Genomic DNA, 14,688 nt, shown 5'->3' on the forward strand with positions numbered 1-14,688 from the left:
CGAAAAGCTTTCTATAGAATCTATTACGGGTGCATCAGACAGTGAAAGCGATAGAAACTTGAAAAAGGGGGGAACATCATGCTGTTGGACGTAATCTTATTCTCTTTTATCGTTGCTTTTTTGCGTGGCGGTCGAATCAGAAACATACCCACCTTTCACAAGCTGCCGTTTCTCGCGGCAAGCCTCCTGCTCCAGCTTTGCTCAGCGCTGATGCCGGAGTGGGGCGGCGGATTTGTTTCACTGGCTTATGTATGTATACTGCTTTTCTTCTTTTATAATCGCGTACACGAAGATATTCGCATTTTCCTAATCGGTTGGCTGTTGAATTCATTAGTGATCTGGACGAATCTGGGACGGATGCCCGTTGACCTGAAACTGGCGGAAAAGCTGCCGTATTCCATCGAACCGATCGTAAACGGGACGGACTTCAAACACACCGTGTTGAGCGAGGCGACCCACTTGCCCTTTCTCAGTGACATTATCTACATGCCGTTTCCGATACCGCGCCTGATAAGCGTCGGGGACATGTTTATCATGTTAGGAACCTTCTTTTTGGTTCAACGGATCATGAACAGGCCCATCTCGCTTGTTCGCCTCAGAGCAGGTAAACCCTATGCGGCCAAACATTGACATCCGACGTACGCTCGTCTCCCTTCTGGTCCGCGTAGGCTATCCCATGGCGGGGCTTGCGATTCTTTATACCGCGCTGCCATACTGGGAAACGAGGGAGCATTGGGGTACCCTGATCGGCTACACGGTGCTGACGATCATTTGTACGTTCGCACCGGTAAGCACCTATAATGCAAGGCTGACGCTGAATAATGCGGTTCTCTTCTCCGGCATCCTTTTGTACGGATCATGGATAGCCGTCTGGTGTGCGATTCTGGAAATTCTGATCGTCTCCTCGCTTGTCAGGTCATCGGTCAGCAAAGCGGCTGCGAATGCCGGTCAGATGTTAATTACCGTCTGGTTTGCAAGCTTGGTTCGGGATTGGATGTTTGGTGCCTTTGACGCTTCTTGGTGGGTTGTCCTCGACCTGATCCTGATCTTGATCTATTGGCTTGCCAACACTTGTTTGGTAGCTGTAGGGATATCCTATTTCTTCCATGCGCCGTGGTTGGAAACGATGACCAGGATGGTAAAAACGGGGACGACCACTTATATTCTGTTAATGCTGATCGGCGGACTCGGAGCCCGGCTGGTCAGCGCGTATGGCATCTATGCCTTTATCCCGCTCCTTGCACAGATCATTGCGATAAGCATTGTTTTTCACAGATATTTTGGGGGGATGAAAAAGCTGGAGCATCTCAACGACTCTTTCCTCGTAACGCTGGCAGCTTCGATTGATGCAAGAGATCCGTATACGCACGGGCATTCTTACCGGGTGGCGCACTGGGCTCGGGAAATCTCCCATGTGCTGGGACTCGGCAAGGCGCAGGTTGATGAAATCTACTACGGGGGGATCCTTCACGACATCGGCAAGATTGGCATAGAAGATGAGATCCTAAAAAAAGAAGGGAAACTGTCCAAGGAGGAATACGCCAAGATCCAGCAGCATCCGGTGATCGGATATCAAATCGTGAGGCAGGCGGGCGTATTTGACGAACTGCTGCCAGCGATTCGATCTCATCACGAACGCATAGACGGGAAAGGGTATCCGGACGGTCTCAGAGGGGCCGAGATTCCGTTGGCGGCCCGCATCCTCGCCATATCGGACGCTTTCGACGCCATGGTCTCAGACCGTCCCTACCGGAAAGGAATTCCGGTAGAAGTGGCGCTCGAGAGGATTGAGGAGGCTTCGGGAACGCAGTTTGACGCCAATATCGCCGAAAAGTTCGTCAACATTATCAGGAATTACCCGCCCGAGGAGTTTGAGATCATCATGAACAAAAAAGGTCACTGGAAGAGTGACTCTAATGAAAAGACAGGGTAGAGAGCAGCCCTGGTGCCGGTCATGGCGCCAGGGCTGTCCGCATGATTGGGACCAAAAAAGTGATTGTATTTTTATTAGTCCGTATGTATAATTAATCACAAGATGAAACATGAACGAATGGAGAGGGGAAACTATGGCAAAAGAAAAGATCGTTTTGGCCTATTCCGGCGGATTGGATACTTCTGTAGCAATCAAATGGCTGCAGGAAACATATAACTACGATGTCATTGCGGTGGCGCTTGATGTCGGGGAAGGAAAAGATCTCGAATTCGTCCAGCAGAAGGCATTAAAAGTAGGGGCATTGAAATCGTATGTCGTCGATGCGAAGGAGACGTTCGCTCAGGAGTACGTGCTGCCGGCGCTGAAAGCAAACACGATGTACGAAGGAAAGTACCCGCTCGTCTCTGCACTGTCGCGCTACCTGATCTCCCGCGTGCTGGTGGAGATCGCGGAAAAAGAAGGGGCCGTAGCGGTAGCCCATGGCTGCACAGGCAAAGGAAACGACCAGGTTCGCTTTGACGTCTCCTTTACGGCGCTGAATCCCAACCTGAAGATTGTCGCTCCTGTTCGCGAATGGGGCTGGACCCGCGACGAGGAGATTAAATATGCGGCGGAACACGGCATTCCGATCCCGATCGACCTCGACAATCCGTACAGCATCGACCAGAACCTCTGGGGCAGAAGTTGTGAGTGCGGAGTGCTGGAAGATCCGTGGGCAGCCCCGCCTGAAGGAGCGTATGATTTGACCAAGTCGATCGAAGACGCTCCGGATCAACCGGAAGAGATCGAGATCACCTTTGTTCAAGGGGTGCCGACGGCTCTGAACGGAGAAGAGCTGCCGCTGTCCGAACTGATTCTCAAGTTAAACAAAATCGCCGGCGAGCACGGCGTAGGCCGGATCGACCACGTGGAAAACCGCCTCGTTGGCATCAAGTCCCGCGAAGTGTACGAGACGCCGGCAGCCACCACGCTGATCCTGGCGCACCGTGAGCTGGAAAGCTTGACACAGCCTCGCGAAATCGCCCAATTCAAGCCGATCATCGAGTTGAAAATGGCTCAGGTCATCTACGAAGGACTCTGGTACTCGCCGATTCGCAACGCGCTGGAGGCCTTCGTCGAAGAAACGCAAAAGTTCGTCAGCGGCGTCGTCCGGGTGAAACTGCATAAAGGACATGCAGTGGTCGTAGGGCGCAAATCGGCTTCTTCCCTGTACAGCCACGAGCTGGCTACTTACGCGGAAGGGGATCAATTCGACCACAAAGCGGCCCTCGGCTTCATCAAGCTCTGGGGCCTGCCGACCAAAGTACACGCGCAAGTGAACGAAGGACATACGCAATCGTCGTTCAAAACCGATATCAAAATCATTGACGCGAAGGATGCGGTAACACCATGAAGTTGTGGGGAGGACGCTTCACCAAGCCGACCAATCAGCTGGTAGATGAGTATACAGCTTCGATTTCTTTCGATCAAAAGATGTGGCGGCAGGATATCGTCGGCAGCCTTGCCCATGTAGCGATGCTGGGGAAATGCGGCATTTTGCCGATGGATGAAGTGAAGCAGATCATCGCGGGCTTGAAAAAGGTAAAAGAGAAGATCGAACGGGGACAGGTCACTTTCCAGTTAGCCCATGAAGATGTTCACATGAACATTGAAAAAATGCTGATCGAAGAGATTGGGCCCGTAGGCGGGAAGCTGCATACCGGGCGGAGCCGGAACGATCAGGTCGCGCTGGATATGCATCTCTACTTGCGCGAACAGATGATGGAGATTATCCAACTCTCCATGTACCTGCAAAGGGCGTTAACCGATAAGGCAAGTCAGCATTTGGATACAGTCATGCCGGGTTATACTCATTTGCAGCGGGCCCAGCCGGTACTGTTCGGATATCATCTGATGGCCTATGTCTCTATGCTGCAGCGCGATATTGAGCGGCTGCAGGAAGCATGGCGGCGCGTAAATGTCCTGCCGCTGGGGGCGGGGGCGCTGGCGGGAACCACTTTTCCGATCGACCGGGAATTTGTCGCCGATATGCTGCAGTTCGACGGGATTTACATCAACAGCATGGACGCCGTAAGCGATCGTGACTTTATCGTCGAATTCCTGTCGTCGTCAGCGCTGTTAATGGCACATTTGTCCCGCCTGTGCGAAGAGTTGGTGATCTGGAGCAGCCAGGAGTTTGCTTTCATCGAGCTGGATGACGCCTTCTGCACCGGGTCCAGCATCATGCCGCAGAAAAAAAATCCGGATGTCGCCGAGCTGGTTCGCGGCAAGACGGGTCGCGTATACGGAAATTTGTTCAGCCTGCTGACAGTCCTGAAAGGACTGCCGCTCGCCTACAACAAAGACATGCAGGAGGACAAGGAAGGCATGTTTGACACCGTCAAGACGCTGCACGGTGCACTCTCGCTCCTGACTCCGATGATTGAGACGATGACGGTGAACAAGCAGCGCATGCGGCAGACGGTGACCGAGGACTTTTCCAATGCGACCGACCTGGCTGACTACCTTGTAACCAAGGGCCTGCCCTTCCGCCAAGCTCATGAGGTTGTCGGGAAAGCGGTGCTCGCTTGCATCGAACAGAAAAAATACCTGCTCGATCTGACGCTGGAGGAATTCCAGGCATTCTCTCCGCTCATCGAAGGCGACGTGTACCAAGCGCTCGACGTTGAGACTGTCGTCAACGCCCGCAACGTGATGGGCGGTACGGCCCGCCAGCAGGTGGAGAAGCAGATCGCCGCCTACCGCGAAGCGATGGGCAAAACGGAAACCTGGATCGCCGAGCACAGTCAAAAGGTCATGATCGAATCCTTGATCGACGTCGGATCGCCGCTGTAAGCGGATAGCGAATAACAAGAACAGCTTCCTTCCTGATGGGAGGAGGCTGTTTTTGTTGTTTTCCAGATTGTTTGTTCATATGACAACGCTAAAATTTTGTATAATTATATTAAAAAGAAAAAATACAGATGGGGGAAAATCGTTGAAAAGACTCAAGTATCTCTGGATTTTGCTATCTTTCGTCAGTGTTTTTTCACTTGCAGTAATCTTTCCGAATTTGGCCTATTCGGAAAAAGGGACAGTCATACGGGTTGCGGGCGATAAAAACTTTCCTCCTTTTGAATTTGTAAACAATCAAGGGGATTACATCGGTTTTAACATAGATGTAATGAAAGCGCTCGCAAGCAAGAAAGGTATCCGCATAGAGTTCCACCCGATGTCCTGGAACGAAGCTGTTGAAGCGCTTAAGGACGGTCGGGTAGAAGCGATTCAGGGAATGAAGTACAGTGCCGGCCGCAGCGAAGTGTTTCGTTTTTCCGATCCTTACTTTACCAGTTCACAGGGAATCTTTGTGTTAAAGGACAACCTGAGCATTCGAAGGCTGCAAGACCTGGAAGGCAAGAGAGTAGCTGTGCAAAAGGGCGACATCGCCAATGACCTGCTCAGCAAATTAAACCGCTTGGAGTTCATCAAGACAGACAGCCAGCAGGAAGCGATTCAACTGCTCGTCGAGGGAAAGGTTGACGCTTTTGTCGGAAACAGAATTACCGGACAATACTTTATTCAAAACAGCAATCAGCAGGATTTGATCAAGATTGTCGGAGAGCCGATCGACCCCACTGCATACGGTATTGCGGTACTGCCCCGGAATAAAGAACTGCTGGACACACTGAACGACGGTATCTCTCAGATTAAAAGCGACGGCACGTATAAAAAAATTGAGCAGCATTGGTTTGGCGAGTATATCATGCCTTCTACGCTTAAGCTGCGAGAAGCTTTGGTATATGTTGAATGTGGATTGATCATCACCTGTTGCGTCATTTTTGCCGTGGTCTGGTGGAACCGGGTGCTCAAACGGGAAGTGGCCAAGAGAACCGCCGAAATCGCCGCGATGAATAAAAAGCTGGAAGATAAAATGGGTCTTCTTGAAGAAAATGTATTCTTTCAGCAGCAGCTATTGGACAGCACATACAGCTGCTTTATTACACTCAACGAGTCAGCCGCGATATCGATGATGAACCAAAGGGCGATAGATTACCTTGGGCTAAAGGAAGATCTCGTTGGCAAGAGACTTGTGGATACCCTGATCGCCGATTTTATACCTGTGCAGGAAGTGGAAGAAGCACTGCAGCACAAGCGTGTCTACCTGCAAAAGGAGGTCTTATGGCAATCTGACACGACAAGCGAGAGGTCGCAGAAGAGATGCATTTCTTACAGCATTTATCCGATTGTCACCACCTCGGGGGAAATCGCCGGAGCGGTGCTCAACTTTACTGATATTACCGAGCAAAAAGAGTTTGAGCAAAAACTGGCTCAGGAAGATCGGCTGCGCTCCTTGGGACGTCTCATGCTGGGAATCGCCCACGAAATTCGCAATCCGCTCACATCCATTTTGACTTATACCGAGTTGCTGCCAAAAAAATTTGACAACCCGGAATTCCGCACTTTTTTTGCCCTTCAGGTTTCTAGTGAAATTACGCGCCTAAACTCTTTAGTCAGCGATTTATTGGATTATGCTCGTCCTAGAAAATCAGAACCCAGCGTTTTCTCCGTTTCGGAGGTGGTGACGTCCATTCTTCAACTGTTCAAACAAAAAATTAGCGAAAAAGCCATCAGGATCAGCCTTGAGCTTGATGAAAAACTGGAGGTGACCGCTGATAAACAGCAGATCAAACAAGTATTGATGAATATCATCTTAAACGCAATTCAGGCAGTCGAAAACAACGGAAAGCTAACGATAACAGGCTCCTGTAAAGAGGGTTTGACTGTTATCGAGATCGCGGATAATGGGTGCGGCATAGCGGAAGAGGAATTTTCCAAAATCTTCGAGCCGTTTTACAGCAAGAAAGCGAATGGGGTCGGATTGGGGTTGCCGATCTCCTATCAGTTGGTGAAAGAAAATCAGGGAACGATTGATGTGATCAGTTTAAAGGATAGCGGAACGACGATGATTGTAACTTTGCCCGGTCCGGAAAGGAGGCCACAGGAACCATGTACAATGTAGTCATTATCGATGATGAACCGGCGATTTGCCAGTCGTTGAAGTTTGCCCTGGAGGAACAGTACCAGGTGTATGCGTTTACCGAACCGGGGGCGGCACTGTCGCTGTTGGAAAGAGTCGAAGTCGCCATCGTATTGTTAGACCTGAAGGTAGGTGAATACGATGGCATTGAGATACTGGAGCAAATCAAAGTGGTATCTCCATCCACCGTTGTGATCATGATGACCGCATACGGGAGTATTCCTTCATCTGTCGAAGCGATGCGCAAAGGGGCGTTCTCTTATGCGACCAAACCGCTGCATATCGACGAGCTCGGCATTTTGATACAGAAAGCGGAGGAATTTTACAGTCTTCATTCCAAGGTGCAATGGTTAAGCGAGGCGTTAGAAAAAGCATCAGATACCTTTGGCTTGATCGGCAAAAGTCCGGCGATCAGAGATGTGCTTGCGATGATCGACAAAGTGAAAGATATCGATTCCAACATATTGATTACCGGAGAAAGCGGAACGGGAAAAGAGGTAGCGGCGCGCACGATTCACAATCAGAGCAAACGCAGATTTAAACGGTTTCAAACGATTAATTGCGCTGCTATACCGGGGAATTTGCTTGAATCCGAATTGTTTGGCTACGAGAAAGGGGCTTTTACCGGGGCTACCCAACGAAAAACAGGACTGTTTGTGCAAGCCGAGGGAGGGACGATTTTTCTCGACGAAATTGGCGAGATGGATTTGGCCCTCCAGAGCAAGCTTCTGCGGGTGATTCAGGAACGAAAGGTTACTCCCCTGGGGGGAACGGAAGAAATAAATGTGAATGTGAGGATCATCGCTGCGACCAACCGGGATTTAATGAAAGAAGTGAAAGAGAATCGCTTCCGCGAGGATCTCTATTACCGTTTAAACGTGATTCCCATCAAGCTTCCCCCGTTAAAAGAAAGGCGGGAGGACATACCGCTGCTGGTGGAGTTTTTTATCCGAAAGATAGGGGACAGGATGGGAAAACCGGTTGACGGCATTTCACAGGAAGCCTTGAAGATTCTGCAAACGTACTCTTTTCCCGGCAACGTAAGAGAACTGCAGAACATCATTGAACGAGCGATTGCCTTGACCAACTCGTCATTCATTCAAAAAGTGGACCTGCCAGACGAAATTCAAACGAAAGAGCAGGCTTTTATCTCGCATACGCTGATCCCCGTCTACGTCGGAGAAACGATGGAGGAAGTGGAGAGAAAAGTGATCCTGCATAACCTTACCGCATGTAAAGGCAATCGAAGAAAGACAGCCCAAATCATCGGCATCGGGGAGCGAACTCTCCGTGACAAATTAAAAAAATATCAGGATGAGAAGTAGGCGGTTTTTGCAAGGCGGCAATTTTGGCCGCTTTTTTTTATGCAATGACGCCCATGAAACCCGCATCACTAAGCGGATATCGACTTGGCATAATTCCTGCTATTTAAAGAAATTGTGAAATGAAAAGATTTTATTAGGGGGTAAAGAAATGAAAGGGTTTTCCAAATGGTTTGCGTCAATGCTGCTTTTGACGATGCTATGCAGTCTTGTTTTGGCAGGATGCGGAGGAGCGGCGGATAAAACGCAGTCGACGGGCGGGCAAGCAGAGCAAGCCGCCGATGATGCCGTATTGAAAAAAATCAAGGAATCAAAAACGTTGACCGTCGGTACCGATGCTACTTTCCAGCCGTTTGAGTTTAAGAATGACAAGAAGGAATTCGATGGATTTGATATTGACCTGATTCGCGCTGTGGCGAAAGAACTTGGGGCCGATAAGGTTGAATTTGTCGATACCGAGTTTAAGGGATTGATTCCAGGCCTTCAGGCTAAGAAGTTCGATCTGATCGCTTCTGCCATGTATATGACGGATGAACGCAAATTGTCAATCGCTTTCTCCGACACCTACTATCCAGGCGGTTTGTCCATCATGGTGAAAAAAGATGACAATTCCATTAAGGGCATCGATGACTTGAAAGGAAAAAAAGTTGCGGTCCAAATCGGAACAAAATCGGTGAAATTCCTGGAAGAGAACTACCCGGATGTGACAAGGGTAGAGGTTGAGAAGAATGTCGAGATGTTCCTGGAGTTGGAAAGCGGGCGGGTAGATGCCGTTGTTACCGGTATGCCGGCGGCAAAAGTGTATGCCAAACAGAGCGGGAAAGTAAAAGTTCTGGAAGAGCCATTGACGCAGGAAAATTATGGGTATGGGATTCGCAAGCAAGACACCGCATTTGTAAAAGAGGTAAATAAAGCGATACAGGCGATTAAAGACAATGGCGAATATCAGAAGATTACCGAAAAGTGGTTTGGCAATTAAGGGAGCATAACTTGCTCCCTTCTTCAAAAGAAGGGGGTCGTATTTGATTATGGAACTTGAATTCTCGGTTTTATTTCAGGATGGTAACCTTGCCTTTCTCTTAAAAGGGTTGTGGATGACGATTTCGATGACGTTTTTTGCGCTGATTTTAAGCGTGATCATCGGTTTGATTATCGGAATCGGCGGGCTGTCGAAGAACAAGTTTATTTCATCGCTTTGTTCCATCTACCTCGCTTGGTTTCGCGGGACTCCGCTGCTTGTTCAGTTGATGATTCTCTACTACGGGCTGGCGATTGGCATGCAGATTGACTTGAGCGCTACGGTAGCTGGGGTCCTGGGTATGGGGATGTACAGCGGCGCGTACGTCTCCGAAATCGTTCGCGGGTCTATCCAATCGATCGACAAAGGGCAGATGGAAGCGGGCCGCTCGCTGGGCATGAGTCACTGGCAGACGATGCGAAAGGTGATTTTGCCGCAGGCGCTGCGCCGGATGCTCCCGCCGCTGGCGAATGAATTTATCGCCCTGACCAAAAACTCTTCCCTGCTGTCTGTTATTACCGTTCCTGAGTTGATGAGGGCGGGAAACTCTATCGTATCGAACAATTTCCGGTACTTCGAAATTTATATCGCTGTTGCTGTTCTCTATTTTATCGTGAACTACGCAATTTCCAAATTCATCGGTTATTTTGAAAGAAGACTGCACGTGGGAGTGACGAGATGATGATTGCGGTAAACAAGATCAACAAACATTACGGCGCTCACCATGTATTGAAAGAGATTGATTTACGTATTCACAAAGGTGAAGTCGTCGTCATTATCGGACCCAGCGGTTCTGGAAAAAGCACGCTGCTCAGGTGCATCAACTATCTGGAGCAGATACAGGATGGATCCATTGAAATCGAAGGAAAGCCTATCGGATTAATTCATAAAAACGGGAAGCTTATAGAAATGCCGCAAAACGAACTGAATGCGATGAGGGAAAAAGTGGGGATGGTCTTTCAAAACTTCAACCTGTTCCCGCATAAAACGGTTTTGGGCAACATCATCATGGCGCCGCTCACCTTGGGCAAGATGAAAAAACAGGAGGCCGTCTCGTTGGCGAGAGAGCTCTTGGAGAAAGTCGGCCTGGCGGATAAGGCTGAGGCCTACCCCGACAATCTCTCCGGAGGGCAAAAACAGCGGGTGGCGATCGCTAGAGCATTAGCGATGAAGCCGCAAATCATGTTGTTTGACGAGCCGACTTCGGCACTCGATCCGGAATTGGTCGGTGAAGTGCTATCCGTCATGAAGGAATTGGCAAAAGAAGGAATGACAATGGTCGTGGTGACGCATGAGATGGGTTTTGCCCGCGAGGTGGCAGACCGCGTTGTAGTCATGGCCGATGGACGGATCATTGAGGAAGGTGCTCCTGATAAAATTTTCCAAAACCCTGAAAGTGAGCGAACGAAAAACTTCTTAAGCAAGGTATTGACACATTGAGTCGACTTCATTTTGTAACAGGTAATTATAAGCGGGATAAACGGTAACCCATAGAAAGCTGGAATCGCCAAACCCTGCCGGAATAAAAAGAACAGCTTCCTTCCTGTTGGGAGGAGGCTGTTTTGGTTGCCAAGTTTGTTGCAGAGGGTACTGATATTTTCAAGAACTTCTATGCAGTATTGGCCGAGTTTTTTATTCTGGCACATGGTTCGTTGCCTGTGGTACCATGTTGTTGATAAGGAAACCTAATGGAATGAGTCGAATTGAGCAGATTATCACTCCCGGGGTACTAGATAAGTACGTTGTGTGGTACGAAGGACGTCGGTATGACATGATGTGTTTGTTTTCCACCCTGATCGTCTGCGAAATATTTTTTTAAGAGGAAAACTCGTATTCAACAGCCAGGCAGGTGATCAGATGATATGAACCGACTTTTTCCAACCGGTATCACCCAAAAGTACATCGCCATCTTTTTGGCGGTTTTTCTTGTTCCAACCATTATCATTTATCAACTGATCATCGGCTCTGCCAAAGAGATCATGGAGAATGATATTGTCCGTAAAAATGCCGTCAGCGCTGATGCATTGGTGAAGCGGCTGAATAAGGAAATCACTGATATCGTGCTGCAATTGCAGCTGATTTTGGGACAAGGCGGCAACCAGCCAACTTCAACGACGGCGATTTACAATCGAGCCAAACAGGCTATTACGAAGTCATCATTTATTCAGTCGATTTACTATTTGGATTTAAACCATAAACTGTTGTTTGAAGCGCCATTTCAGCCGAGAATAGATGATCTGTACTATGACTACCCCGAGTTCGATGAAGTAAAGTGGAGTAAAAACTACGTGGTGACGGGACTCATTCGCAACTTTCAAAATGATGAAGTTGTAACCGTTTCCATCCCGGTGTTTTATCAGGACCAAAAATTTCAGGGAGTGCTCATTGCGGAGTTCAGCCAGGACTATCTCTCAAACGTGTTGCGCAGCATCAATGTGTCGACAGGCGGGTTCAGCTTTCTTTTGGATCAGAAAGGAAAGGTGATCGCTTCCACTTCCGCTCGGGAAGTGGGCAAATCTTACGAGCTGCACCCGGTAGCGATCAATTTGGCAAAGGGTTCATCAGGTACACTGAAAGAAAACTACCAGGGGGAGCCTAGCATTATTGCCTATCAGCCGCTTCGGGATAACTGGGGATTAGGACTTGGCGTACCGGAGAAAATCGCGTTTCAACCCGTCTCTACGCTCTCTGTCGCTTTGCAGCTAGGCTTTACAGGCATTTTTGTGCTGCTCGTGATTTTTATATTTCTTGGAGTTCGCCATATCCTTTATCCCATCGTCAAGCTGACGCGCTTTGCTCAGAATTTTGAGAATCCTGCTGCCTTGCAAGAGATCGGCAGAGTAAAGGGGGACGTCAGGGACGAGCTCGGCATTTTGATGAAAGCGATGGTCTCCATGCGACTGAGTATCATGGAAAAGCAACGGATGCTGGAAGACAAAGAGCGATTTTTACACGATGTTCTGGAAGGAATCCCGTACTCACTTGTTACGATTGACAATCAGGGGATCGTAACCTATCTGAACCAACGCTTTGCTCAGCTCACTGGATTCGACCACAGCCAGATTCAGGGGCGTCCCTTATCTGCTTTACCGATCAAGGAAGACCAGGATGATTTTGTGCTGCTGCAGTCACTTCACACCGATCAAAACTGGGACGAGCGAGAGTCCTATATTATCGATACAACCGGCAGCCGACGGATCGTTCGCATTGTCACCTCCAAATTTTACAATGAGCGGCAAGAAAGCATCGGATTGATTGCCGTGCTGCAAGATATCTCACAGTTGAAATTGATGGAGGAGCATATCAAACAGAGCGAAAAGCTGGCGCTGATCGGCGAGATCACGACGGGAATTGCTCACGAATTGAAAAACCCGCTGGCCGTGTTGTCAAGTACTTCTGAACTTTTGTGTGAGGAAGTGGAAGAAAATAGGGATGGACAAACGATTCGGATGCTAATAAAGGATACTCATGAAGAGATTCGCCGGATGAGTGGAATTGTTGTTGATTTTCTCTCATTTGCACGGACGAAAGAAGACGCAGAAGAACGAATCGAAATGCATAAAGTGATCGATCGAGTCCTGCATCTGCTGCGCATTAAAGTAAATGAAGCAAAGGTACAAGTGCAGACAGAGTATCGAGTGACGGATCGCAAGCTGATGATCAGACCGAACAGGCTGATGCAAGTTTATCTTAATCTCTTTCTCAACAGCTTAGACGCGATGTCAGACGGCGGCACGCTGCGGATCGTCATCGACGAGCAGCACGACGAAAAGAGTGGGGAACTGGCTGAATGGCTAATAGTGGTAATCAGCGACACCGGACATGGAATTGTAGACAAGGATCTGGAATGGATGTTCAACCCGTTTTTTTCCACAAAAGAGAACGGCTCCGGTCTGGGTTTGACGATCGCGCGGGATATTGTTCGAGAGCACGGCGGTGAAATGGTAGTGGAAAGTGAAGCGGGCAAGGGAACCACCATTACTTGCAAATTTCCGCTGATAGGGGGCAAGGGGAAGGATTATGAGTAATCCGTTTTCTGTTCTCGTGGTAGACGATGAGCAAAAGCTGGCGAGAAACATTGCGATGAAGTTAAAGAAATCTGGTTTTCACACCTATGAAGCGTATACAGGTCAGGACGCAATCGACTTGGCTAAAGAGACAAAGCTTGACGTGGTGATCCTGGACTACATGTTGACCGATATGACTGGTTTGGATGTACTGGCGCGATTGAAGGAAGAAGACTCCACGATCTCGGTTTTGATGCTAACCGCTTACGGCAATATTGAAAGTGCTGTCCAGGCGATGAAATATGGCGCGGAAGACTATTTGAACAAGCCGATCGAGCTAAGCTTGCTGCAAGAGGTGGTCAAAAAAGCTTGTGAAAGCAAGCAGTTAAAACAGGAGAACCAACTGCTAAAAGAAAAACTGGAGCAGGACGACAAACAGGATGAGTTGGTGTTTGCCAGTCCGCGGATGCAAACGATGATGCAGATGATGAACAAAGTGGTAGAGACGGACGCCAGCGTGCTGATTCTAGGGGAGAGTGGCGTCGGTAAAACGGCATTGGCCAAATGGTTGCACAGACGCAGTCCGCGCAGGGAAAAGCCATTTGTTTCACTCAACTGCGCGGCCATCCCGGAATCACTGTTGGAAAGCGAACTGTTCGGCTACCGCAAAGGCGCGTTCACCGGAGCTATGGAGTCCCGTCCGGGAAAATTCGAGATAGCGGACGGTGGTACGATCTTTCTCGACGAGATAGGGGAAGTATCGTTGACAATGCAGGCCAAACTGCTGCACGTAATCGAGGATAAGAGCTTCATGCGGTTGGGCAGTAATGCGTACCGGTCCGTGGATGTGAGAATCATCTCGGCAACCAACAAAGATATCAAACAACTGATTCGCAACGGTAAATTTCGTGAAGATCTCTACTATCGGCTCAATCTGGTAGAATTGGTGGTTCCGCCGCTGCGAGAGCGGAAGGAAGACATTCCGCTCTTGATCCAGCACGGATTGCAGACGCTGGGACATAAATACAACAAGCAGATTGAGGTAACTTCGCAAGTTGTGGAACAGTTGGCTGCCTATCATTGGCCCGGCAATGTGCGTGAGTTGTTTAACATGTTGGAGCGCATGTGCATCCTGAATTGGAAAGGACAGATTGATGCGGCTGATTTACCGTATGACTTGCAGCAGCCGAGGACAGCAGAAACGCAGAACAGTGAGTTTCTCTTCCGGGAGGGCAGCTTGCCGGAAGTGTTGTCAGAGATAGAAGAAAAACTGATCGAGAAAGCGATGGAACGGGCGGGAGGCAACCAGACGAAAGCCGCCCAACTTTTGGGGATTTCCCGCAATACGCTGATCTACAAACTGAAGAAAATGCACGTTCTGTAGGGAAGGG

At 49.0% G+C, this 14,688-nt stretch carries 11 protein-coding genes; all 11 read left to right on the forward strand.

Translation table 11 applies throughout. From position 1 onward, the window contains the following. Positions 1-78 precede the first annotated feature (78 nt). A complete protein-coding gene (locus ACI7RC_RS04310; protein ID WP_408106995.1) occupies positions 79-630 on the forward strand; it encodes a DUF5317 domain-containing protein in 552 nt (183 codons plus the stop codon). Beyond that, entirely contained in the window at positions 614-1,933 is a 1,320-nt protein-coding gene (locus tag ACI7RC_RS04315; protein ID WP_408106996.1) for an HD-GYP domain-containing protein, read from the forward strand. The genes ACI7RC_RS04310 and ACI7RC_RS04315 overlap by 17 nt, the downstream gene beginning before the upstream one ends. Before the next feature lie 133 nt (positions 1,934-2,066). Then, entirely contained in the window at positions 2,067-3,326 is a 1,260-nt protein-coding gene (locus ACI7RC_RS04320; RefSeq protein ID WP_408106997.1) for an argininosuccinate synthase, read from the forward strand. After that, positions 3,323-4,768 carry an argininosuccinate lyase gene (argH, locus tag ACI7RC_RS04325; RefSeq protein ID WP_408106998.1) on the forward strand — a complete coding sequence of 482 codons (1,446 nt, stop codon included), beginning with the start codon at positions 3,323-3,325 and terminating at the stop codon, positions 4,766-4,768. The genes ACI7RC_RS04320 and argH overlap by 4 nt, the downstream gene beginning before the upstream one ends. Before the next feature lie 142 nt (positions 4,769-4,910). Then, positions 4,911-6,932: a transporter substrate-binding domain-containing protein gene (locus ACI7RC_RS04330; RefSeq protein ID WP_408106999.1), complete on the forward strand. Its 2,022-nt coding sequence runs from the start codon at positions 4,911-4,913 to the stop codon at positions 6,930-6,932. Then, positions 6,920-8,275 carry a sigma-54-dependent transcriptional regulator gene (locus tag ACI7RC_RS04335; protein WP_408107000.1) on the forward strand — a complete coding sequence of 452 codons (1,356 nt, stop codon included), beginning with the start codon at positions 6,920-6,922 and terminating at the stop codon, positions 8,273-8,275. The genes ACI7RC_RS04330 and ACI7RC_RS04335 overlap by 13 nt, the downstream gene beginning before the upstream one ends. Before the next feature lie 148 nt (positions 8,276-8,423). Then, on the forward strand, positions 8,424-9,251 hold the full coding sequence (locus tag ACI7RC_RS04340; RefSeq protein WP_408107001.1) for a transporter substrate-binding domain-containing protein: 828 nt from the start codon (positions 8,424-8,426) through the stop codon (positions 9,249-9,251). 49 nt (positions 9,252-9,300) lie between these two features. Beyond that, the gene (locus ACI7RC_RS04345) at positions 9,301-9,972 is read left to right on the forward strand and encodes an amino acid ABC transporter permease (protein WP_408107002.1); all 672 of its coding nucleotides are present in this window, start codon (positions 9,301-9,303) and stop codon (positions 9,970-9,972) included. Further along, entirely contained in the window at positions 9,972-10,730 is a 759-nt protein-coding gene (locus ACI7RC_RS04350) for an amino acid ABC transporter ATP-binding protein (RefSeq protein ID WP_408107046.1), read from the forward strand. The genes ACI7RC_RS04345 and ACI7RC_RS04350 overlap by 1 nt, the downstream gene beginning before the upstream one ends. Before the next feature lie 422 nt (positions 10,731-11,152). Continuing rightward, on the forward strand, positions 11,153-13,318 hold the full coding sequence (locus ACI7RC_RS04355; RefSeq protein WP_408107003.1) for a sensor histidine kinase: 2,166 nt from the start codon (positions 11,153-11,155) through the stop codon (positions 13,316-13,318). Then, complete coding sequence (locus ACI7RC_RS04360) at positions 13,311-14,681, forward strand: sigma-54-dependent transcriptional regulator (protein WP_408107004.1); 1,371 nt, start codon at positions 13,311-13,313, stop codon at positions 14,679-14,681. The genes ACI7RC_RS04355 and ACI7RC_RS04360 overlap by 8 nt, the downstream gene beginning before the upstream one ends. The last annotated feature ends 7 nt before the right edge of the window (positions 14,682-14,688 follow it).

The organism is Brevibacillus sp. B_LB10_24 (genome assembly GCF_046036945.1).
GTDB lineage: Bacteria > Bacillota > Bacilli > Brevibacillales > Brevibacillaceae > Brevibacillus_C.